The 23045-nt window shown below is 69.8% G+C and carries 22 protein-coding genes; 12 read left to right on the forward strand and 10 right to left on the reverse strand.

The window, feature by feature from the left end; genetic code table 11:
• Positions 1-80 precede the first annotated feature (80 nt).
• The 10 genes from zapE to flgA form a co-directional block, all read right to left on the reverse strand.
• On the reverse strand, positions 81-1163 hold the full coding sequence (gene zapE / locus C8D93_RS15580; RefSeq protein ID WP_110266140.1) for a cell division protein ZapE: 1083 nt from the start codon (positions 1161-1163) through the stop codon (positions 81-83).
• Positions 1164-1170: 7 nt separating this feature from the next.
• Positions 1171-2493, reverse strand: coding sequence for an FAD-linked oxidoreductase, L-gulonolactone oxidase family (locus C8D93_RS15585; RefSeq protein ID WP_170124054.1), 1323 nt, complete (start codon positions 2491-2493; stop codon positions 1171-1173).
• Between the two features lie 49 nt (positions 2494-2542).
• Entirely contained in the window at positions 2543-3283 is a 741-nt protein-coding gene (locus tag C8D93_RS15590; protein WP_110266142.1) for a lysophospholipid acyltransferase family protein, read from the reverse strand.
• The gene (locus tag C8D93_RS15595) at positions 3280-5100 is read right to left on the reverse strand and encodes a DEAD/DEAH box helicase (protein ID WP_110266143.1); all 1821 of its coding nucleotides are present in this window, start codon (positions 5098-5100) and stop codon (positions 3280-3282) included. The genes C8D93_RS15590 and C8D93_RS15595 overlap by 4 nt, the downstream gene beginning before the upstream one ends.
• Positions 5097-7301: a bifunctional 23S rRNA (guanine(2069)-N(7))-methyltransferase RlmK/23S rRNA (guanine(2445)-N(2))-methyltransferase RlmL gene (rlmKL, locus tag C8D93_RS15600; protein ID WP_110266144.1), complete on the reverse strand. Its 2205-nt coding sequence runs from the start codon at positions 7299-7301 to the stop codon at positions 5097-5099. The genes C8D93_RS15595 and rlmKL overlap by 4 nt, the downstream gene beginning before the upstream one ends.
• Positions 7302-7492: 191 nt before the next feature.
• On the reverse strand, positions 7493-8014 hold the full coding sequence (locus C8D93_RS15605; RefSeq protein WP_110266145.1) for an O-acetyl-ADP-ribose deacetylase: 522 nt from the start codon (positions 8012-8014) through the stop codon (positions 7493-7495).
• An 82-nt stretch (positions 8015-8096) separates the two neighbouring features.
• Positions 8097-8804, reverse strand: a complete 708-nt coding sequence (locus C8D93_RS15610) for a flagellar brake protein (RefSeq protein WP_110266146.1) — start codon at positions 8802-8804, stop codon at positions 8097-8099.
• Positions 8801-9253, reverse strand: coding sequence for a flagellar protein FlgN (locus C8D93_RS15615; protein WP_170124055.1), 453 nt, complete (start codon positions 9251-9253; stop codon positions 8801-8803). The genes C8D93_RS15610 and C8D93_RS15615 overlap by 4 nt, the downstream gene beginning before the upstream one ends.
• A complete protein-coding gene (gene flgM / locus C8D93_RS15620) occupies positions 9250-9558 on the reverse strand; it encodes a flagellar biosynthesis anti-sigma factor FlgM (RefSeq protein ID WP_110266148.1) in 309 nt (102 codons plus the stop codon). Before flgM ends, C8D93_RS15615 begins: the two co-directional genes overlap by 4 nt.
• A gap of 93 nt (positions 9559-9651) precedes the next feature.
• On the reverse strand, positions 9652-10434 hold the full coding sequence (gene flgA, locus C8D93_RS15625; protein WP_110266149.1) for a flagellar basal body P-ring formation chaperone FlgA: 783 nt from the start codon (positions 10432-10434) through the stop codon (positions 9652-9654).
• On the opposite strand from flgA, the gene C8D93_RS15630 reads away from it, so the two are divergent.
• The 12 genes from C8D93_RS15630 to flgH all read left to right on the forward strand — a co-directional run bounded on the left by C8D93_RS15630 (position 10433) and on the right by flgH (position 23045).
• Positions 10433-11362, forward strand: a complete 930-nt coding sequence (locus C8D93_RS15630; RefSeq protein WP_110266150.1) for a chemotaxis protein CheV — start codon at positions 10433-10435, stop codon at positions 11360-11362. The two genes, flgA and C8D93_RS15630, sit on opposite strands and share 2 nt — an antisense overlap.
• Positions 11363-11477: 115 nt before the next feature.
• On the forward strand, positions 11478-11819 hold the full coding sequence (locus tag C8D93_RS15635) for a flagellar basal body rod protein FlgB (RefSeq protein WP_110266151.1): 342 nt from the start codon (positions 11478-11480) through the stop codon (positions 11817-11819).
• Between the two features lie 22 nt (positions 11820-11841).
• Entirely contained in the window at positions 11842-12261 is a 420-nt protein-coding gene (gene flgC / locus C8D93_RS15640; protein ID WP_110266152.1) for a flagellar basal body rod protein FlgC, read from the forward strand.
• 11 nt (positions 12262-12272) lie between these two features.
• Positions 12273-12926, forward strand: coding sequence for a flagellar hook assembly protein FlgD (locus tag C8D93_RS15645; protein WP_110266153.1), 654 nt, complete (start codon positions 12273-12275; stop codon positions 12924-12926).
• Between the two features lie 23 nt (positions 12927-12949).
• A complete protein-coding gene (flgE, locus tag C8D93_RS15650; RefSeq protein WP_110266154.1) occupies positions 12950-14170 on the forward strand; it encodes a flagellar hook protein FlgE in 1221 nt (406 codons plus the stop codon).
• Positions 14171-14196: 26 nt separating this feature from the next.
• Positions 14197-14943, forward strand: coding sequence for a flagellar basal-body rod protein FlgF (locus C8D93_RS15655; RefSeq protein WP_110266155.1), 747 nt, complete (start codon positions 14197-14199; stop codon positions 14941-14943).
• Between the two features lie 139 nt (positions 14944-15082).
• Positions 15083-16537 (forward strand): delta-60 repeat-containing protein, encoded by a 1455-nt coding sequence (locus C8D93_RS15660; RefSeq protein WP_110266156.1) that lies wholly within the window; start codon positions 15083-15085, stop codon positions 16535-16537.
• Positions 16538-16612: 75 nt separating this feature from the next.
• Positions 16613-17899: an imelysin family protein gene (locus C8D93_RS15665; protein WP_110266157.1), complete on the forward strand. Its 1287-nt coding sequence runs from the start codon at positions 16613-16615 to the stop codon at positions 17897-17899.
• Between the two features lie 22 nt (positions 17900-17921).
• Positions 17922-19316, forward strand: coding sequence for an HTTM domain-containing protein (locus C8D93_RS15670; protein WP_211307380.1), 1395 nt, complete (start codon positions 17922-17924; stop codon positions 19314-19316).
• A gap of 22 nt (positions 19317-19338) precedes the next feature.
• Positions 19339-21492, forward strand: coding sequence for a TonB-dependent receptor family protein (locus C8D93_RS15675; RefSeq protein ID WP_110266158.1), 2154 nt, complete (start codon positions 19339-19341; stop codon positions 21490-21492).
• A gap of 99 nt (positions 21493-21591) precedes the next feature.
• A complete protein-coding gene (gene flgG / locus C8D93_RS15680; protein ID WP_110266159.1) occupies positions 21592-22377 on the forward strand; it encodes a flagellar basal-body rod protein FlgG in 786 nt (261 codons plus the stop codon).
• A gap of 8 nt (positions 22378-22385) precedes the next feature.
• Positions 22386-23045 (forward strand): flagellar basal body L-ring protein FlgH, encoded by a 660-nt coding sequence (gene flgH, locus C8D93_RS15685; protein ID WP_110266224.1) that lies wholly within the window; start codon positions 22386-22388, stop codon positions 23043-23045.

The following is a 23045-nucleotide window of genomic DNA, read 5'->3' on the forward strand; positions in this document are numbered from 1 at the left end:
TGCCGCGAGCACGTCCAGGGTGGGCCCAACGCTGGTAATCCCGAGCGTACGGATGCGACCGGTTGCAGTCGTCGGATGCTCTACGGCAGATGCGGCCGCGCCAGGTATTCCTCCGACTGCATCTCCGTCAGGCGCGACTGTGTCCGCTGGAACTCGAAGCGCGAGCGCTCGCCGGTGTAGAGGTCGGCCTGCGGGACGTCGGCGGCGATGATCAGCTTGACGCCACGGTCGTAGAACTCGTCGACCAGGTTGATGAAGCGCCGCGCGGCATCTTCGTGGAAGGCGGTGAGCTGCGGTACGCGCGACAGCAGCACGGTGTGGTGCGTACGGGCGATCTCGATGTAGTCGGCGGCGCTGCGCGGGCCGTCGCACAGGTTGGTGAAGTCGAACCAGGCGACGCCATCGGCCAGCCGGCGGCTGCGGATGCTGCGTCCATGGATGCTCAGCGCTTCGTTGGCGCGGCCGGCCTCGGGTGCGATGTCGGCGAACCACCCGGCGAGATTGCGTTCGGCGCCGGCGTCGCTGGGGTGGTGGAAGATCTCGGCCCGCGTCAGCGCGCGCAGCCGGTAGTCGGTGCCGCCGTCGACGTTGAGCACGGCGACGTGCTGCTGCAGCACGTCGATGAACGGCAGGAAGTTCGCGCGCTGCAGACCGTTCTCGTAGAGTCGGTCGGGCGGAATGTTGCTGGTCGCCACCAGTGTCACGCCGCGCGCGAACAGGTTCTCGAACAGGCGTCCGAGGATCATGGCGTCGGCGATGTCGGAGACGAAGAACTCGTCGAAGCACAGAACGCGCAGCTCGGCGGCGTACTCGGCGGCGACCAGACGCAGCGGGTCCTGCTCGTCCGGATAGCGGCGGCGGCGCTCGTGCACGTCGAGCATGAAGCGGTGGAAATGCGTGCGCAGGCGCGGCGTGTCGCCCAGCGTTTCGCTGAAGGTATCCATCAGCCAGGTCTTGCCGCGACCGACGCCGCCCCACATGTACAGGCCGCGCACCGCACTCCAGCGGCGCGGACCGATGCCGAGCAGGCGACGCGGCGGATGCGCCGCAAGGTCGTCGTGGATGCGCTGCAGTGCCTCGATGGCCTGCGCCTGCGCCGGGTCGCTGACGAAGCCCTCGCGCAGCAGCTCCTGGGCGTAGCGTTCTCGCGGCGAGCCGCTCATGCGGACTTCAGCGCAGCGACTCGCCGAGCACGGCGGCGAGATGCGGATTGAGGAACAGGCCGCGCGGGTCGAGCTGCCGACGCAGGGCGCGGAAGTCGTCGAAGCGCGGATACAGGCTGCGCAACTGTGGCGCGCCCAGGTCGTGGACCATGCCCCAGTGCGGACGGCCGTCGTAGCGCTCCATCAGTTCCGACACCGGCGCGAAGTAGTCGCGAAAGCCGATGTCCGCGTAGGCCGGCACGGTGATGCAGGCGCTGTCGCGCTCGTAGTGCGGCGACAGCCAGTTGCCGTCCGGCGCGACGAAGCGCACCTCGATGGGAAAGTGGATGCGCGAGTCCAGCGCCTTGATCAGATGATCCAGCGAGCGCAGCACCGTGCCGAGCCAGTCCACCGGCAGCGCGAACTCGAGCTGCTGGAAGCGGCTGCGGCGTCGCAGGGCGTAGGCGCTGCGCGCATCGAGCACGTCGCGCCGGCCGGAAACCAGGCGCGATGCCACGCGCCCGAACTGCTCGGCGACGCGCGGTGCACGTCGCGCCGCCTGCGACATGCCGGTGAATACGGCCTTGTCCACGCCGCGACGCAGCGTGCGCTGGACCGGCGAGAGCCGTGTCGGCGTCTCGCGGGTGACGTCGGCACGGCGCACGACGACGGAATCGGTGTGCGGGAACCAGAAGAACTCGCTGTTGCGGTGATCGCGGCGCAGCTCGGTGAGCCGTTCGATGGTCTCGCCCAGCGTTGCGGCGGTGCTGCTGACCACGAGACGGTAGTCGTCGACGCACTGGAGTTCGACGTGGGTGATCACGCCCAGCGCGCCGAGCGAGACCGCGCCGGCGCAGAGCAGGTCGGGGTCGTCCTGCTGCGAGACACTGCGCACGGTGCCGTCGGCGCAGACCATGCGCAGGCCCGTGACCAGCGACGACAGGTTGCCGAAAGCTGCGCCGGTGCCGTGGGTCGCGGTGGCGATGGCGCCGCCGAGCGTCTGGCGGTCATAGTCCGGTGCGTTCTCGAGCGCGAGGCCGCGACGCGCGAGTGCCTCGGTGAGCCGGCGCAAGCGCGTGCCTGCACGCACCCAGACGCGGCGACGCTCGAAGTCCACTGACTCGATGCCGGTGAAGCGGTCCAGCGCCATGTGGTTGTCGTCGGTCCAGCACAGCGGCGAGAACGAGTGACCACTGCCGATCACGCGCAGGCGTTCGCCATCCTCGGACGCGCGCACGACCTCGGCCTGGACCTGTTCGATCGTGACCGGATGTGCGCAGTACGCCGGTTCGCAGCGCACGGTGCGCGACCAGTTGGTCCAGTGTTGGGAACGCGGAGAGCTGAGCGCCATGGATTGCGCAGGCATTCGGCGGGAGCGATGGCGGCGCAGAATACCGGAATCAGGCGGGCACGTCCGTGCCGACAGCGGCGCGGTCGGGTTCGGTGCACAGCGCGATCACGCGTTCGCGCATGCGGTCACGCAGGGCCAGCGCAGCGTCGCGACCGCCGCTGGCGGCCGTGGCGTGGGCATCGATATCGACGTGCACCACGCTCCAGCGCGGCAGGCGCCGGCCGCCGCCGTACAGGCGTCGCGTGCCGCGGATCCCGGCCGGCACGACCGGCACGCCGGTGCGCGCGGCGATCAGGAAGGCACCGTCCTTGAAGCGCATGACGCCCGGTTCCGGCCTGAACGTGCCTTCCGGGAAGATCGCGATGGGCTCGCCGTGCTGCAGGCGGCGCATGAGCTGGCGCGTGAGCTGTGCGCTCTGATGTGCCGAAGCGCGGTTGACGAAGATCACGCCCATGCGCTTGAGCGTGAAGCCGACGAGCGGCCAGTTCGCCGCGCCGTCCTGCACGACGAAGCTGAAACGGCGCGGCAGCGCGGCGGTGAGCACCAGCCCGTCGAGGTAGCTGGCATGGTTGGCGACGACGATGCTGGCGCCGGCCGGCAGGTGCTCGCGTCCGCGCACGATCAGCGGCACGCCGATGGCCGTCAGCATCAGCCGCACGCCGAACCGGCCGAGTTCGCGACGGATGGCCAGCGTGGGGCCGGCGATGACGATGAGGCAGACCAGGAAGGTCACCGGCACGAGGATGAGTGGCGCGACGACCGCGTAGCACCCGCCAAGGAGCCGCTTCATCGGCGCGGAGGCTTGCGCGGCTTCTTCTGAGGCTTGCGCGGTGCCGGGCGCGACGGTGCGGCAGCGCCACGTCCGTCCGCGCGGCTGATTTCCAGCCGGCGCCCGGCCACCCAGACCTTGCGCAGGTGCTGGAAGATGTTCTTCGGCATGCCTTCCGGCAGCTCGATCAGGCTGTGATCGCCGCGGATGTCGACGCGACCGATGTGATGGCTGTCGAGGCCGGCCTCGTTGGCGATGGCGCCGACGATGTGCTTGGGCTGCGCGCCGTGGTCGTGGCCGACCTCGATGCGGAACAGCTCCATCGGCTCGCTGTTCTCGCGCTCGCGCCGTTTCGGCTTTTCGCGCGGTGGTGGTGCGGCGTCGGCGAACGGCGTCTGCGGCGGTGGCGAGGTGTCCTGCTCGCGCAGGAACACCGGCTTGAGCGACGCCGGCCGCGGCGGACGGCCGCCACCTTCGGCGGGTGCCTGCGTCGACGTGGTGTCCGCGCTGGCCGAGCGGCCGCGCGCCGGGGGCGCGGCGGCGCTCGAGGACTGGGCGAGCACGGCGAGGGCGGCGGCGACATCGGCCAACGGGGCCTGCGCTTCCAGGTCGGCGATCAGGGCGCGCACCGCGGCGAGCTTGCCGTCGTGCTGCAGGATGTCGAGCACCTGCTGGCGGAAGCGCGCGCTGCGCTGCGCGTCGACATCGGCGTCCGTCGGCAGACGCATCACCTCGATGTGCTTGCGCGTGGTGCGCTCGATCATCGCCAGCAGATTGCGCTCGCGCGGGGCGATGAACAGGATTGCCTCGCCGCTGCGGCCGGCGCGGCCGGTGCGGCCGATGCGATGGACGTAGCTCTCCGGGTCGGTCGGTGCGTCGTAGTTGAGCACGTGGCTGATGCGCTCGACGTCGAGTCCGCGCGCGGCGACATCGGTGGCGACGACGATATCCAGGCCGCCGTCCTTGAGCTTGTTGACGGTGCGTTCGCGCTGCTGCTGCGGCACGTCGCCGTTGAGCGCGGCGACGGCATAGCCGCGCGCGGCGAGCTTGTCGGCCAACTCCTCGGTGGCGACCTTGGTGCGTGCGAACACGATCATCGCGTCGAAAGGCTCGATCTCGAGGATGCGCGTCAGCGCGTCGAGCTTGGCCGGCGGCGGCACGACCAGGCAGCGCTGGCGCACGGTGGTGGCGGTGCGCGTCTTGGCGGCGATCGTCACTTCCGCCGGTTCGCGCAGGTAGGTCTGGGCGATGCGCCGGACCTGCGACGGCATCGTCGCGCTGAACAGCGCCACCTGCTTCTCCGCCGGCGTCTTCTGCAGGATCTTCTCGACGTCCTCGATGAAGCCCATGCGCAGCATCTCGTCGGCCTCGTCGAGCACCATCGTTCTGACCGTGTCGAGCTTGAGGCTGCCGCGTTCGAGATGATCGATCACGCGGCCCGGCGTGCCGACGATCGCGTGCACGCCGCGGCGCAGCGCCGAAAGTTGCGGGCCGTAGCTCTGGCCGCCGTAGATCGGCAGCACGTGAAAACCGGGCAGGCGCGCGGCGTACTTCTGCAGCGCCTCGGCGACCTGGATGGCGAGTTCGCGCGTCGGTGTCAGCACCAGCGCCTGCGGGAAACGCGTCGACAGGTCGATGCGCGCCAGCAGCGGCAGGGCGAAGGCCGCGGTCTTGCCGGTGCCGGTCTGGGCTTGGCCGAGCACGTCGCGACCTTCGAGCAGCGGCGGGATGGTCTGCGCCTGGATCGGGGAGGGCGTCTCGTAACCGACCGCGGACAGGGCTTCGAGCAGCGCGGCCGGCAGGCCGAGCGTGGCGAACGTGGTGGATTCAGTGGTCATGGCGTGTCCTGTGACGGCGCGTCCGGGGCGTGGCGCAGTGCCCAGCAGCGATGGGCGGGCGGCGGGCGCTTGAAGTCCTCGTCGAGCGTCTGTGCGGTGATGTCTTCGACCTGCGCGACCGCGGCGAGATCCGGATCCAGCTTGAAGCCGCGGCGATTGGTCGAGAAGTACAGCGTGCCGCCGGGCGCGAGCAGGCCGAGACAGTGCCGCAGCAGCTCGCCATGGTCGCGCTGGATGTCGAGCGTGCCGTCCATCTTCTTGGAGTTGGAGAACGTCGGCGGATCGCAGAAGATCAGGTCGAACTGCGCGCGCCGGCTCAGGCGGTTCTCGTCGGCCAGCCATTGGCGCACGTCGCTGCGCACGAAGGCATGCGGCGCCAGGCGCTCGCCAGCGGCCGGCGGATGTGCGTACAGCCGCGAGTGGATGTCGTTGAGCAGCAGGTTGCGCTGCGCCCACTCGAGATAGGTGTTCGACAGGTCGATCGACAGCGTCTGCCGCGCGCCGCCGACGGCGGCGTGCACGCTGGCGGCGCCGGTGTAGCAGAACAGGTTGAGCACGCGCTTCTCGCGCGCCTCGCGCTGCAGGCGCAGGCGCATCGGCCGGTGATCGAGGAACAGGCCAGTATCGAGGTAGTCGTCGAAGTTCACCTGCAGCCGGCAGCCGTGCTCGACGATGGTATGGAACTGACCGGTCTGGCTCTGGCGCGTGTACTGCGCGTCGCCCTTCTGCGACTGCCGCAGCTTGTAGTGGATGTGCGCGGCCGGCAGCTCCAGCACCTGCTGCAGTTGCGCCAGCCCCTCGCGCAACCGCGCCTCGGCGCGGGCGGGATCGATGGTCTTGGGCGCGGCGTACTCCTGCACGTGAGCGTGCAGCGCCGGTGTGGCGTACAGGTCGATGGCCAGTGCGTAGTCCGGCAGGTCGGCATCGTAGACGCGGTAGTTGGTGATTTCGCCGCGCCGCGCCCACTTGGACAGGTGCTTGAGATTCTTGCGCAGGCGATTGGCGAAATCGGCGCCGCCGGATGCCGGCGTCTGTGCCGCGGCGGCGGCCGGTGCGCGGATGTCGAACTGCAGCAGCTTGCAGGCGATCGCGCCGTTCCAGAAGGCGTCGATGCGGTCGGCCGAAAGACCGAGCCGCTGGCCCAGGTCGGGTCGCGAGGTGAACACGGCGGCACGCCAGCCGCCGAAGCGGCGTTTCAGGTGCACGCCCAGCAGCGAGTAGAGCTTGACGAGCTCGGCCTCGGCGCCCAGGCGCTCACCATAGGGCGGGTTGCAGACGAGCAGGCCGGGCACGGTGCCGGCGGGCGTCGCCTCGAGGGCGTCGCCGCTCTCGATCCGCACACGGTCCGCAAGGCCCGCACGCGCGAGGTTGTCGCGGGCCGCGGCGACGGCGCGCGGATCGAGATCGCACCCGGCGATCGGCGCCTGCAGCCCCCCGGCGCTGCGTCGCGCAACGGCCTCGTCGCGGATGCGCTTCCACAGCACCGGCTTGTGGTCGAGCCAGTGCTCGAAGCCCCAGCGACGACGCAGCAGGCCGGGCGCGACGTCGGCAGCCATCCACGCGCCCTCGATCAGCAAGGTGCCGGACCCGCACATGGGGTCGAACAGCGGTGCCGCGCGCGCGGCGGCCTCGGGCCAGCCGGCCTGCAACAGGATTGCCGCGGCGAGGTTCTCCTTGAGCGGCGCCTCGACGCCGTCGCGCCGGTATCCGCGCCGGTGCAGGCTGTCGCCCGCCAGGTCCAGGCTCAGCGTCGCGTGCTCGCGTTCGAGATGCAGATGGATGCGGATGTCGGGGTGCTCGGTGTCGACGTCCGGTCGCGGCTGGCCACTGTCGCGGAAGTGGTCGGCGATCGCGTCCTTGACCTTGAGTCCGGCGAAGTGCGTATGGGTGAGCCCGGCCGAGCGGCCGGCGACCTCGATCGCGAAACTCGACGTGGCCGCGAACAGCCCGGGCCAGTCGATCGACCGCGCGGCGGTGTACAGGGCATCCGCATCCGCGGCCTCGAAGCGCTGCAGCGGCAGCAGCACGCGACTCGCCAGCCGCGACCACAGGCAGGCGCGGTAAGCCGCCTCGAGCGTGGCACGGGCGGCGACGCCGCCGCGGCGGGTTTCGAGGGCGTCGAGACCCAGCGGCGCGAGTTCGGCGGCGAGCAAGGGTTCGACGCCGCGCGGGCAGCTGACGAACAGGGGGAAGACGGACATGCGGCATTATCGCAGGCGACCGCGCACGCCGCCCGCGACGAGGCCAGGAGCCTGGGCGGCAGAAACACGCGCGGCTGCGACTTCGCCATTTCGGCCATCTTCCGCGCTGCCTCTCGGCCAATAGTCCCGCTATTGGCCTCGAATCAACGCGAAACCAGTTTCGAAATGGCTTTGCCTCGCCTGCGCGGTTCCTACCGCCCGGGCTCCTGGGCGAGCGCGCGTCGGCAGGCGGCGAGGACCTCGTCGTTGAAGCAGGCCAGGGTGACCTGCCGCAGCGAGGTTGGCCGGTGGGCGCGCAGCTCACGAACGGCGATGACACAGGCGGCGTCGAGCGGGTAGCCGTAGACGCCGCAGGAGATCGCCGGGAAGGCCAGGGTCTGCACGGCGTGCGCCTCGGCGAGATCGAGACTGTTGCGGTAGCAGCCGGCCAGCAGTGCCGGCTCGCCATCGTGGCCGCCGCGCCAGACGGGGCCGACGGTGTGGATCACCCAGCGCGCCGGCAGCGCGAAGCCCGGCGTGATGCGCGCCTCACCGGTGGGGCAACCGCCGATCGCACGGCAGGCCTCCAGCAGTCGCGGGCCGGCGGCGCGATGGATCGCGCCGTCGACACCGCCGCCGCCGAGCAGCGATTCGTTGGCCGCGTTGACGATGGCGTCGACATCGAGCCGGGTGATGTCGGCGTGGCGGGCGTCGATCTGCAGTGCGGCGGACATGCCGGATCCTAAGACCGGACGACGGTGGCGATGCAAGCGTGCGGGAACGCGCGCCGCCACCGCGGCGCTGACGGCCTGTCGTTCAGCGCAGGCCGCGGGCGTGACGGATCAGTTGCCGTTCGATGCGGTGAATCGCCTGCGTGAGGCGCTGTCGCGCTTCGCGTCCGAGGCCGGCGAAGCGCAGCCCCAGGCGCAGGCCCCCGCCGGCGGGGCGGCTGCTGCGCACTTCGGCAGCGGTGTCGACCCGGGTTTCCGGCAGGTTGATGCGCAGTTGCAGCAGGTCGCCCGGCTCGATCGCACTGCTGCGTCCGGCCTGTGCGCCCGCACCCAGATGCGACAGGTCCGTGAGTTCCAGCCCCTGGCGGCCGTCGAGCGTTGCGGCGGTGATGCCGGCGTCCACCGGCAGGCGCACGCGGTAGGCGGCGCGTCGTTCGAGCATCGCCATTTCCGTGGGCAGTTCGGTTCGCAGCGCGGGGCGTCCGCCGATGCGCGACGGGCCGACCACCGGGCAGACGAAACGCAGGTCGCTGCCGTCGATGCGGCCGCGTACCGACAGCACGTCGCCGACGGCGGCGTGCAGCGCCGGGTGCGGATCGTCGAAGTCGATGCCGGTGGCCGGGTCGACGGCCAGCACGATGCTCGCATGCGCACCGAGGCTGCCGTGCGGGCGCAGGCTCAGCAGCTCGTGATGCAGGCGCAGGCGATGCAGCAGGTCGAGAATGCGCTCGCGCTGCGACAGCAGCGTCGGTGTCGGTCCGGCGTCGGCAGCGGGCGTCGAAGCTTCGTTCACGCGGCGCCGAAGGAGCGGGTGCCGAAATCGAAGGCCGATGTGCCGGCGCGGCCGTAGACCTGCTGGCGGGCACCGGCCGGTTGCAGCAGTTGCAAGGCACTGCGGATCTGCCGCTGACGGGCGGTCAGCAGCGCGGCATTGTCGCGATTGGCCTGCAGGCAGCGCGCGGCGAGCTCGCCCAGCCGCTGCCAGCGATCCGCCGCGAGGCCCAGGCGTTCCAGCAGCGCGCCGACGCTGGCATCGCCGGCGGCCGAGCGCAGTGCCTCGAGCGTGCCGCCGAGCTGCCGGAGCCGGTCGGCGTGGTGATCCTTTTCCCGGGTCAGGGTTTCGAGCGAGGCGACGTCGCTGGCCACCAGCGCGTCGCGTTCCCGGCCGAGCAGCGCCTTGAGGGTTCCGGCGCAGGCGAGCTGCGCGTCCAGGTTGGCGTCGATCTCGGCCCGGGTGGTCATGGTCGGCTCAGCTCCCATTCAAATCGCAGCAGCTTGTCGGCGATGCGCTGTGCATCGGCGTCGTAGCGGCCTTCGGCCAGCGCCAGCCGCGTCTCGGCCACACGCCTGCCGTCCATCGCCGGCGCAGACGCCAGCTGTTCGCGCAGTTCGGCCAGCATCACCGCGTCGTCGGTCAGCTTGACCGAATCGGGCGGCACGACGGCACCGACCGGGCCGCTGGTGGCCGAGCCGGCCGCCGGGGCGGGTGCGCGCGGCCGCAGCGCGGCAGGCGCCTGCGGGCCATAGGATTCGATCTTGTTGCTCATGCGCGCGACTCCATGTCGGCTTGGTCTCAGACGCCTTATCGGCCGTCCGGCGCCGAACTTGAGCCCGGAACTTGCACGGGTGCCCGCACCCCTTCACAGCGAAACCTCCACGACCCCGTCGGCGGTGACCACGCCCTCGACGACGCGCCTGGAACCCGCGTTGCGCACGCGCACGCGCTCGCCCTGTGCGGCGTTGCCCATCGCCGTGCCCTCGGCACGGACTTCGATGCCGCCGCTGCGGCCGACCACGGTCACGGACTGGCCGCGCCGCACGAGCTGCGGGAGTTGGGCGTCGTTGGGCGTGAGCACGGCGCCGGCCTGCAGGCTGCGGCGCGCTTCCAGGCCGGCCACCTCGTCGAGGCCGGCGAAGTATCCGAACGGCAGCGTGGCCACGTCCCGGGTCTGCAGGACGACGCGATCGGCGCCGAGTCTCTCTCCGCGGGCCACCGCCTGCGACACCACCACCACCGGCCGCATGTCGCTGATGCGTACCGGCACGTAGACGGTCCAGGCCGGTTGCGCGCAGCGCACGGTCACGCTGGTCTGAGATCCGCGCAGCGCCGGTGGGTCGGCCGTCGGCGCCTGGCCGCAGGCCGGCAGGCGCAGGCGCGGGTCGAGTGCGCCGCCGCTGACCTGCGCGCTCGCCGGGAGCTGCGCGGCTACCGCCGCAACGGCGACGGCGTCGATCCGCGCCGGCGATTCCACCGGGGCGGCGAATACCGCCGGACTCAGGACCGCGGCGGCGAGCAGGATCGGGACGGAACGGTTCATGCCGCAGCCGCTACAAGTCGCGTGCCAGCAGGTGGCCGGCAGCTCGGGGTCAACTTCGGCGATGCGCGGCCGATACAGCCGCAGACCCATCGAACCGACTGCCATGGCCTACGGACTGCTCGAAAGCATCGACCGCAGCACCCAGCTCGCGGGACACAACCGCCTTGCGCTGCTGCTGTTCCATCTCGGGCCGCGTCAGATTTTTGGCATCAACGTGTTCAAGGTGCAGGAAGTCATCCGCACGCCGCCGCTGTCGGCGCTGCCGGGATCGCACCCCTACGTGGCCGGTGTCGCCGACATCCGCGGCCGCATCGTTCCGGTGATCGACCTGCAGCGCGCGATCGGCGCCGAGGCACTGGGCGAGAGCCGCCGCGCACACGTGGTCATCGCCGAGTTCAACCGCTCGGTGCAGGGGTTTCTCGTCGGCGGCGTCGACCGCATCGTGCACGTCGACGTCACTGCGCTGGAGACGCCGCCGAGCGGCGGCACCGAGGGCTGGCTGACGGCGATCACGCGCCTGAACGACCAGCTCGTCGAGATCATCGACGTGGAGAAGGTACTGGCGGAGGTGGTCGGCGGCAGTCCCGAGCTGTCGGGCCGTCTGCGCGAGGATGCACAGGCGATCGGCGGCACGCTGCTCAAGGTGCTGGTGGCCGACGACTCGCGCGTCGCGCGCGGGCAGATCGAGCGCGTGCTCGGTCAGCTCGGCGTCGACAGCATTCAGGTCGCCGACGGCCGCGAGGCGCTGCGCCAGTTGCAGCGCATGGCCGAGCGCGGTCCGGTGACCGAGCAGTTGCTGATGGTGATCTCCGACGTGGAGATGCCGAACATGGACGGCTACACGCTGACGACGGAAATCCGACGCGACCCGCGGCTCAAGGATCTCCACGTCATGCTGCACACCTCGCTGTCCGGCATCTTCAACAACGCGATGGTGCAGCGCGTCGGGGCCGATCGCTTCTGCGCCAAGTTCAGCTCCGACGAGTTGGCGCAGGGTGTACTCGAACGCCTGCGCATGGCGGTTGCGGCGTAGCACCGCCCCGATCGAGGTCCGCGGCCATGGACGGCCGCGTTCCCGAACAGGACGTCGTGCCTCCCTGGCACAGGACTTGCCCCTGACCCTCCACATCCACGTGGCGGGTTTGGCCATGACCATCAACGATCCGGTGTTCGGCGTTCATCCGGCAGCGATGCAGCTGCAGCGGCGGCGCATGGAGCTGATCGCCGCGAACATCGCGAATGCGGACACGCCCGGCTTCCAGGCGCGCGATCTCGACTTCCGTCAGGTGCTGGCATCCACGCAGGCCGCGGGTACGGCCGCGGTCGACCCGGCGTACCGCGTCGCCGTACAGCCCGCGGCCGACGGCAACACCGTCGACGTGCAGATCGAGCAGGCGCAGTTCGCGGACGCGGCGCTGCGCTACCAGGCCAGCCTGCAGTTCCTCGATGCGCGCATCAAGGGACTGCTGACCGCATTCACCGGTCAGTAGGCCGACAGCCAGGAGACGCTCCATGTCCTCGTTCCGCATCTTCGACATCGCCGGCTCGGCGCTTTCCGCGCAGTCGGTGCGCCTGTCCACGGTCGCCAGCAACTTGGCCAACGCCGACGCCGTCGGCAGCGATCCGGACAGTGTCTACAAGGCGCGCATGCCGGTGTTCGCGGCGGCGCTGGTCGATCCGTCCGGCGGCAGCCGCGACGACAGCGCCGGCGTGCAGGTGCTCGGCGTCGTCGAGTCCCAGGCCGCTGCCGAGAAGCGCTACGAACCGGGGCATCCGCTCGCCGATGCCGAAGGGTTCGTCTACGCCCCCAACGTCAACGTCGTCGAGGAGATGGTCAACATGATCTCGTCGGCACGCTCCTATCAGTCCAGCGTCGAGATGATGAACACCGCCAAGGAGCTGGCGCTGTCGACGCTGCGTCTCGGCCGCTGAGAGGATCTTCCATGAGCACGATCGACACCACGTACAACGACCTCGGCCTGAGCCTGCAGCAGCCAGTCGCGCAGCAGTCGCTGGGACAGGAGGACTTCCTGCGCCTGATGACCACGCAGCTGCAGAACCAGGACCCGTTCAAGCCGATGGAGAACGGCGAGTTCCTCGGCCAGATCGCCCAGTTCAGCACGGTGTCCGGCATCCAGGAGATGCAGGCGTCGATCGCGACGCTGGCTTCCTCGCTGTCGGCGAACCAGACGCTGCAGGCCGCGAGCCTCGTCGGCCGTGGCGTGCTGGTGCCCAGCGAGACCGGCTGGCTGCCCGAAGGCGGCGAGCTGCGCGCGGCCGCGGCGATGCCGGCCAGCGGCCAGCTCGTCGTTGACATCGTCGCCGCCGATGGCACCGTCGTCCGCAATCTCGATCTGGGCACGCAGGCAGCCGGCATTGCCTCGTTCGCCTGGGACGGCCTGGACAACGCCGGCGCGCAGGCCGGCGAAGGCCGATACACGATGCGCGCGCGCCTGGTCCAGGGCAGCAGCGAAACCGCTGTCGAAACCCTGGCCGTGGGCCAGGTGCAGTCCGTCGGCCTGAGCCGCGACGGACTGACGCTGGAACTGCTCGGGCTCGATCCGGCGCCCCTCGCCGACATTCTGCAAATCCTCTAGGCCCTCTCAAACAGGAGTCTCCCATGTCCTTTCGCGTCGCTCTGTCGGGTCTGAATGCCGCTTCTGCGGAACTCGGCGTCACGGCCAACAACATCGCCAACGTCAACACCACCGGCTTCAAGGAATCGCGCGCCGAGTTCGCGGAGCTGTTCCCGGTTTCCTCGTACGGGGTGGCCGCCAACGCCACCGGCGCCGGAACGCGCCTAGCGCGCGTGGCCCAGCAGTTCGAGCAGGGTTCGGTGAGCTTCACCAACAATGCGCTGGACCTGGCGATCTCCGGCGAAGGCTTCTTCACGCTGTCCGATAACGGCGCGACGGTGTACTCGCGTGCCGGGGCCTTCGGCACCGACCGCAACGGCTACGTCGTCAATGCCTCGGGTCAGCGGCTGCAGGTCTTCCCGCCGATCGACGGCGCCACCGGTTTCGACACCGCGCGGCTGGCCGACCTGCAGCTCTCGACCGGCGACAATCCGCCGCTCGCCAGCTCGCGCATCACGGCGGGCGTCAACCTGCCGGCCAGTGCCGAAGCGCCGGCTACCGGCACCTTCGACGCGACCGATCCGACCAGCTACAACTTCACGCGCTCGGTGACCGTCTACGACTCGCTCGGCGCCGCGCACACGGCGAACCTGTTCTTCGTCAAGGGCGCGAATGCCAACGAGTGGAACGTGCACGCGCAGGTCGACGGCACCGACGTTGGCGGCGCCAACGCGCTGACGTTCTCCGACACCGGCACCTTGCTGGCGCCGGCGGGCGGCACGATCGCGCTGCCCGGCTTCACGCCCGGCACCGGTGCCGCCGACCTGGCGCTGACGCTCGACTTGTCTAGCGCCACGCAGTTCGGCGATAACTTCAGCCTCGCCGAACTCAGCCAGGACGGTTACGCGACCGGTCGCCTGACCGGCATCGAGATCACCCAGGAGGGCGTGGTGCAGGCGCGCTACACCAACGGCCAGGCAACGCCGCTGGGGCAGCTGGCGATGGCCAACTTCCCGAACCCGCAGGGGCTGCAGCAGCTCGGCAACAACGCCTGGGGCGAGAGCTTCGCCGCCGGCCAGGTGCTGCGCGGCGCGCCGGGTGAGACCGACTTCGGCCTGATCCAGGCCGGCGCGCTGGAAGGGTCCAACGTCGATCTCACCGAGCAGCTCGTCAACATGATCACGGCGCAGCGGAACTTCCAGGCCAACGCGCAGATGATCTCGACCACCGACCAGATCACGCAGACGGTCATCAACATCCGGTAACGGCGACAGCCGGCCGCGGAGCGAGCATGGACCGATCCCTCTACGTCGCGATGACCGGCGCCATCCAGACGCTGAAGGCGCAGGCGGCGAACAGCCACAACCTGGCCAACGCCTCGACGACCGGGTTTCGCGCCGAACTCATCGCCAACCAGTCGCGCGCGGTCGAAGGCGCCGGGCTGCCGACGCGCGTCAATGCGCTCGGCGTCGGCGTCGGCTGGGACGCACGCACCGGCGCCATGCAGCAGACCGGTCGCGATCTCGACGTCGCCTTCGCCGAGGATGTCTGGCTGGCGGTGCTCGCCCCCGATGGCACCGAGGCCTACACCAAGGCCGGCGACCTGCAGATCGACAGCGCCGGACAGCTCCGCACCGGAGCCGGACATGCCGTGCTCGGCGACGGCGGGCCGATGGCGATTCCGCCGCATGCGCAGCTGCGGATCGGCGGCGACGGCACGGTATCGGTCGTGCCGCAGGGCAGTGGCGCGGAAACGCTGGCCGCGATCGGCCGCCTGCGCACCGTCTCCGCCGTGCCACAGCAGCTCGAACGCGGCGGCGATGGCCTGATGCGGGCGCGGCCCGGCGAACCACCGGCACCGGCGCCGGGAACGGTGCTGGTCACCGGGGCGCTGGAGTCGAGCAACGTCTCGCTGCCGGAGGCGATGGTCAACATGATCAGCCTGTCGCGGCAGTTCGAGCTGCAGGTCAAGCTGATGCGTACTGCCGAGGACAACGCACAGTCAGCGAGTTCGCTGCTGCGCATGAACGGCGCCTGAGGGCGCTGCATGAACAATCAGTCCTCAAATTTGTTTGCGATTAATTCGCATTACGCTTAGCATCCTCGAACGCCGCCGCGTGGCGGTTTAGGCCGTGGACGCGCTCGCGCCGGCCCGTGACTCAACGAGGAAGGGAACGATGAACAAAAGGATTCCGCTGTCGGCCGTGCTGATCGGCACGGTTCTGGCGCTCGGCGCCTGCTCCGACGATGACAACGACGGCGTCATCGATATCGGTGGCGGCGAAAGGCTGGTGGTCTTCGGTCTCGGCACCGCGCCGGCCGCCAGCGGCCGTACCGACAACGATCGCTACGTCGTGCGCCTGAACGCGCAGGACGGTACGCCGGATACGCAGTTCAACGGCGGCGCGCCGGTGAGCTTCCACAGCAGCGGCACGCTCAGCGACAACGCCCGCCGCGGCCTCGTCGAGGACGACGGCAGCATCGTCAGCGCCGGCTATACCAACCTCGGCGACGGACTGGGCAACCACGTGTTCCTGATCCGCCTGAATGCCGACGGTTCGCTGGATACCGGCTTCGGCGGCTTCGTGTTTCCGGAGGACTCGACCGAGGCCGCCGGCGGCGCCAGGCCCGGCGTGGCGATCTACAACCCGTTCAAGGTCGACGGCGGCTTCGCCGAAGCCTATGGCGCCGCACGGCTGAGCAACGGCGACTACGTGACCACCGGCTACGGCCGTGCGACCGCGGCGGACACGCCGTCGACGCTGGGCTTTGCCACCAGCGTCGAGAACGACCTGGTGCCGTTCCGCGTCGCTGCCGACGGACTCGACACGAGCTGGGGCAATGACGGTGCGCAGGCGGTCCAGAGCGAAGGCCAGGGCGCCGGGTCCAGCGAAGAGGAACGCGGCCGCGCGATCATCGCGCTGAGCGACGATCGCACCGTGCACGCGGGTCGCTTCGCCGGCGAACCGGCGCTGTACGTGATCAAGGCCGACGGCGAGCTCGATACCAGCGTCAGCGACGACGGCATCATCCTGCTGACGAACCAGCAGTCGAACTCGCAGTTCTTCAACGTCGCGCTGTCGCCGGACGGCACGCGCATCGCGGCGACGACCAACGACAACACCGCCGGCGCGCGTCTCGTCGTGCTGTCGGTGGCCGACTTCTCGGTGCTCGCCGACGTGGTCACGCAGCGTGCCAACGATCTGCGCGGCCTGACGTTCGACAATGACGGCAACATCGTCGTGTCCGGCTACGCGGGGACCGAGGCGGCGCTGCGCCGTACCGCCGTGGGTCGCTTCACCGCCGACGGCGAGGTCGATGACAGCTTCGGCGACGACGGCTTCGTCACCGTCGATCTTGCCCCCGGCCTCGATGAGCAGTCGCTCGCGGTCGTGACGCTGGACAACGGCGATGTCGTCGCCGCGGTCAATGCCACGGATGCCGATGGCGGCCAGTCGGTCTACCTGGTGCGCTTCGGTGCCGACGGCACGCAGCAGACGTCGGCCGACGGCTGGGGCGACGCGGATGGGAAGCTCGAGGTGGTCTTCGGCACCGCCAACGCCAACAACGACGCGCTGGCGCCGCCGAGCGACACCGCCTGGGATCTGCAGGTCTATACGCTGCCGCAGTAACATCCCGCCGCACAACGCCACCCGCCGCTCCGATTCCCGGGCCGGCGGGTTGCGCATTTCTACGGAGACTTGTCGATGAACGTCCCGACTTCCTCGCGCCGCCCCGGCCTGCGGGCCGGCGTACGCCTCGGCGCGGCCCTGCTGGCGCTGGCCGTTTCAGCCTGCGGCGGCGGTGGGGGCGGCGGCGATGCGCAACCGACGCCGACCGCCAGCCCGACTGCCAGTCCCACGGCAAGCCCGACGCCGGGACCGGTGGTCGGCGACGCGGCACGCCGCGCGGTGCTCAAGGACATCGGCGAGCGCGTCATCCTGCCGGCGCTGCGCGACTTCGACGCCAAGGCGCAGACGCTGGCGGCCGCCGTGTCGGCCTTGTCGGAGGTTCCGGGCGATGTCGCCGACCGCACCGAGGCGCAGGAGGCCTGGCGCGCGGCGACCGCCAGCTGGCAGCGCAGCGAGGTCCTGCAGGTGGGGCCGGCCGGGCTGTCGTCGGGCCTCGACGCGACGCCGGGCGGCGCCAACCTGCGCGATGCGATCTACTCGTATCCGTTCCGCAACGTCTGCACGATCGAGCAGCTCGCGGCGCAGGATGCCGTCGTCACCGCAGGCTCGTCGATTGAGGTCACCGGGCTGGGGGCGCTGGAGTTCCTGCTGTTCGTCGACGAGGCGAACCCCTGCGGACTCGCGACGCCGCCGACGGCACAGCAGCGCGCGAACTATGCGGCGAGCGCCGCCAATCGCATCGCCACGGTCGCCGCCGACTTGCGCAACCGCTGGGAAACGGCCGGCGGCAACTTCATCGCACAGTGGAACACGGCCGGCGATGGCAGCACCGTCTACGCACGGCCGCAGGATGCGCTCGATGCCCTGTCGGTCGCGCTGTTCTACACCGAGAAGGAAACCAAGGACCGCAAGATCGCCTGTCCGACCGGCATCGGCGCCAACGGCCTGAGCTGCGAGGGCAACGACGTGGATCGCGTCGAGTTCTCCTATGCGCGCGCCTCGACACCGGCGCTGCAGGCCAACGTGCAGGTCTTCCGCGACGTCTTCACCGGACTCGACGACGGCATGGGCATCAACGATCTGCTCGAGGGCATCGAGCGCGAGGATATCGCGCAGCGCCTGCAGGCTGAACTCGACGGGACGCTCGAGGCGATCGACGCGCTCGATCCGGACTTCGAGACGGCGGTCGCGGCGATCGACGACAACACCGCGTGCATCAACGCGTCCAGCGCGGCCGAGGGCGAGCCGGCGGCCTGTGCGTTGCACGGCCAGATCAAGCGGGCGATGGACATCTTCCGCACCGAGGTCGTCGGAGCGTTGTCGCTGGCGACGCCGGACCGGGCTGCCGGCGACAACGACTGATCGCGGGACGGAGTTCCAGGAGGTGGGGTTCGATGCCAATGCGCTGCATCGCCGGCTGAACCGGCCGCTCGACATCGCCGCTCTGGCGGTGTTCCGCATGCTGTTCGGCGGCCTGATGTTCGTCGGCACGCTGCGCTTCATGTCGTGCAACTGGATCGAGCTGTTCTACGTCGAGCCGCGTTTCCACTTCAAGTACTGGGGCTTCTCGTGGGTGCAGGTGCCGGGCGAAACCGGCCTCTATCTGCTCTATGGCGGCATCGCGCTGTCGGCGCTGCTCGTGGCGCTCGGCGCGTTCTACCGCGTGGCCATCGTCGCGTTCTGGTGCCTGTTCACCTACGCGGAGCTGATGGATGTCACCACCTATCTCAACCACTACTACTTCGTCAGCCTGCTCGCGCTGATCCTGTGCTTCCTGTCACCGCACCGGGCATGGTCGATCGACGCCTGGCGCCGGCCGGCGTTGCGGGCCGACACGCTGCCGGCGTGGCAGACCGGCTGGCTGCGCTTCCAGGTCGGCCTGCTGTACTTCTACGCCGGCTGGGCCAAGTTCGAGCCCGACTGGCTGCTGCATGCGCAGCCGCTGAACATCTGGCTGCCGCCGCATGCCGGCCTGCCGCTGATCGGGCCGCTGCTCGACGAGATCTGGGTGCACTACGCGTTCTCGTGGTTCGCCTTCGTGTTCGACGTGACCATCATCGGCTTCATGCTGTGGAAGCGGACGCGGCTGGCGGCCTTCGGCGTGATCGTCGTCTTCCACGTGCTCACGCATCTCTTCTTCAACATCGGCCTATTCCCGTTCATCATGGTCCTGTCGGTGCTGATCTTCTTCGAGCCGGACTGGCCGCGTGCCTGGCTGCGCCGCCTGGGCGTGCGCCGCGATGCGGCAGCACCCCAAGCCCCGGCGACGGCGGGATGGCGCCCTGCATCCGCGGCGTTTGCGACACTCGTCGCCGGCTTCTGCCTGTTCCAGTTCCTGCTGCCGCTGCGTCACTGGCTGTATCCGGGCACGGTGCTCTGGCACGAGCAGGGCATGCGTTTCTCGTGGCGGGTGATGCTGCGCGAGAAGTCCGGGGCGCTGGCCTACCGTGTCGTCGATGCGCACGGACAGACCCGTATCGTCACGCCGCGCGACTACCTGTCCGAACTGCAGTACCGCGAGATGGCGGGGCAGCCGGACCTGATCCTGCAGCTCGCCCATCACATCCGCGACGATTTCGAAGCGCGTGGCCTCGGGCCGGTGCAGGTCTATGCCGACTCGCGGGTCTCGCTCAACGGCCGTGCGGCCCGACGGATGATCGATCCCGAGGCCGATCTCGCGCGGCTGCCCGACGGCATTGCGCGCGCGGCGTGGATCACGCCGCCACCCGACGAGCCCCCGCGAACGCATCCACCGCTGCGCATCGTGCGGCGCGACTAGACCAGAAAAAAAGGAACCTTACATGCGTGTTGCTTTCGCCGGACTGGCGGTCCTGTGCATGGCGTCTGCCGCGGCGGCCGACGAGGCGCCGGCCACGGCGCTCGAGACGATCACCGTCATCGGCCAGGCCGAGGCCGATGCGCGCATCGTCGGTTCGGCGCATCTGGTCGACCAGCAGACGCTCGAGGCCTTTGCCTACGACGATCTCAACCGCGTGCTCGCCTTCGTGCCCGGGGTCTATCTGCGCGAGGAAGACGGCTTCGGTCTGCGGCCCAACATCGGCTTGCGCGGCGCCAACTCCGACCGCAGCCAGAAGGTCACGCTGCTCGAGGACGGTGTGCTGTTCGGCCCGGCGCCGTATTCGGCGCCGGCGGCCTACTACTCGCCGCTGACGGCGCGCATGGTCGGCGTCGAAGTGTTCAAGGGGCCGGCGGCGATCCAGCACGGGCCTCAGACCATCGGCGGCGCGGTGAACCTGATCTCGGCACCGGTTCCCGGCGTCCTGTCCGGCCTGGTGGCCGTCGACGGCGGTACCGACGGTTACGGTCGCGCGCACCTGCGTGGCAGCGGTCCGCTCGGCAGCTTCGGCGCGCTGGGCGAGTTCGTGCACGTGCGCAGCGATGGCTTCAAGGCACTCGACGGCGGCGGCGACACCGGTTTCGAGAAGAACGAGGCCATGGTCAAGCTCGGCCACGACCTCGGCGAAGGCCGCATCGAATTGCGCCTGGGCTACGCCGACGAGGTCTCCGACGAGACCTACCTGGGCCTGACCGAGGCCGACTTCCGCGCCGAGCCGCTGCGTCGCTACGCCGCCAGCGCGCTCGACCGTATGGACTGGGAGTGGTATGGCGTGCGCCTCGACCTCGAGCAACCGTTGCTCGGCGGCCGGCTGCTGGCGACGGCCTACACTCACGACTTCAGCCGCGCGTGGATGAAGTTCAACAATCTGCGTGGCGAGGACATCCGCGAAGTGCTGGCTGCGCCGGAGACACCGCGTAACCAGGTCTACTACCAGACGCTGACCGGCCAGCGCGACGGCAATCCGAACGAGAGCAGCGACGATCTGCTGATCGGCACCAACGATCGCGATTTCCGCTCGTCCGGTGTGCAGGGACGCCTGCGCTGGAATCTCGGCGCCGGCGCGTGGAGCCACGGCATCGAGGCCGGTGCGCGCCTGCACGACGACCGCATCCGGCGCCTGCACGACGAGTTCGCCTACGACATGCTCGGTGGCCGCCCGGTCCGCAATGCCACGGCCGGCGCGATCACGGCCGACAACACGGCGCGTGCCACCGCCCTGGCGGCCTGGCTGCGCGACGAGATCGTCCGCGGTCGCTGGACGATCGCGCCCGGACTGCGCATCGAGTCGATCGACACCTCCTTCGACGACCGCCTGGCCGGGCTCGGAAACGACGATCGTTACAGCGTCGTGCTGCCGGGCATCGGCGTGAACTTCGCCCAGACCGCGACCCTGAGCTGGTTCGGCGGGGTACACAAGGGCTTCTCGCCCGGCTCGCCGGGCAGCGGCGAAGTCGAGCCCGAAGAGGCCGTGAACTACGAGGCCGGGCTGGTCTGGAACGGCGTCGCCGGTCGCATCGAGCTGACGGGCTTCTACAGTGACTACAGCAATCTCACCGCGCAGTGCACCTTCTCCGCGGGCTGCGACGACGCCGAGCTCGACCAGCAGACGAATGCCGGCGAGGTGCGCGTGCAGGGTGTGGAGGCCGGCTGGCGCGATGCGTTCGCCGTCGGCCAGCTGTCGTTGCCGCTGTCGGTGACCTACACGTGGACGGACGGCGAGTTCCGCGAATCCTTCGAATCGCCGAACCCGCAGTTCGAGGTCGTGGAGCGGGGCGACGAGCTGCCCTACGTGCCGGAGCACCGCGCCAACGCCGTCGTCGGTCTCGAGCATCCGCGTTGGGACACGCAGCTGTCGGTGACCTATGTGTCGGCGATGCGCGACACCGCCGGCAGCGGCCCGATTCCTGCAGGCGAGGGCAGCGACGGCTTCACCGTTGTCGACCTGGCCGCCGGCTGGGCGCTGAGCGATACGCTGCGCCTCGTCGGGCGTATCGACAATCTGCTCGACCGCGAGTACGTCGTGGCGCGGCGGCCCTTCGGCGCCCGGCCCGGCAAGCCGCTGTCGGCGCAGCTCGGCGTCCGCTACCGGTTCTGAGCAGGCGCCGGGTTTCCGGCGCCGCAACAGGGTTCCGGGGGCTGGTCCGGAACTTGTAGACCCCCTGCCAAAGGCGGATTTCCGTCGCCGGAGGCAGTCATGAACCAGTCCCTGTGGGTGGCCAAGACCGGACTCGATGCGCAGCAGACGCGCATGAGCCTGATCTCGAACAACCTCGCGAACGTCAACACGACCGGATTCAAGCGCGGTCGCGCCTCGTTCCAGGACCTGATGTACCAGACCGTGCGCCAGCCGGGCGCGCAGACCTCGCAGCAGACGCAGTCGCCGTCGGGTCTGATGGTCGGCACCGGCACCCAGGTCGTGTCGACGGAAAAGCTGTTCACGCAGGGCAACCTGCTGCAGACCAACAACCCCTTCGACCTGGCGATCAACGGCCGCGGCTTCTTCGAGGTGCAGTTGCCGGACGGCTCGGCCGCGTATACGCGCGACGGTTCGTTCCAGGTCGACAGCCAGGGCCAGATGGTGACGGCGAGCGGCTATCCGCTGCAGCCGGGCATCAACATCCCGCCGAATGCGCAGAGCGTGACCATCGGCAGCGACGGCACGGTCAGCGTGCAGCTCGCTGGCGAGGCGGCGCCGCAGCAGGTCGGCAGCGTCACCGTCGCCGACTTCATCAACCCCGCCGGCCTGCAGCCCAAAGGCGAGAACCTGTTCGCCGAGACCGCCTCCAGCGGCGCGCCGCAGAGCGGCGCGCCGGGGCAGTCCGGCCTCGGCCTGCTGATGCAGGGTTCGCTGGAATCCTCGAACGTCAACGTCGTAGAGGAGCTGGTCAACATGATCGAGACGCAGCGCGCCTACGAGATGAACTCCAAGGCGATCTCGACCACCGATCAGATGCTGGCCTACGTGTCGAACAACCTGTGAGCCGGCTCATGCGCATCGTCATCGGCATCGCCGCGCTCGCACTGGGCGCCTGCGCGTCGTCCCCCCCGCACGAGACCTACAGCCTGCCGCCGGAAGCGGTGGCGACGCCGGTGCCGGTGGCCAACGGCAGTATCTATGCGAGCACGCAGAACATCGCGCTGTTCGAGGATCGCAAGGCACGCCAGGTCGGCGATGTGCTCACCGTGCTGCTGGTCGAGAAGACCGACGCCAAGAAATCGGCGGCGACCAACACCAGCAAGGACGGCAGCTTCTCGATGCCCGGGCCGACGATGTTCGGTCGTCCGGTGACCGCCGGCGGCACCGAGATCCTCGACTTCGACATCAGCGGCGAGCGCGCCTTCAACGGCGCAGGCGGCAGCACCCAGTCCAATGCGCTGACCGGCTCGGTCAGCGTGCTCATTGCGCAGGTCCTGCCCAACGGCAACTTCGTCGTGCGCGGCGAGAAACAGATCGCGATCAACCGCGGCTCGGAGACGGTGGCGATCGAGGGCATCGTGCGCCCGGCCGACATCGCCGCCGACAACAGCGTGCGCTCCGATCGCGTCGCCAATGCGCGCATCCACTACGGCGGCCGCGGCGAGCTTGCCGATGCGAACTCGCAGGGCTGGCTGTCGCGCTTCTTCAACTCGCCGTGGTTTCCGTTCTGA

Origin of the sequence: Sinimarinibacterium flocculans, from assembly GCF_003201205.1 — a bacterium.
Classification (GTDB): domain Bacteria; phylum Pseudomonadota; class Gammaproteobacteria; order Nevskiales; family Nevskiaceae; genus Solimonas; species Solimonas flocculans.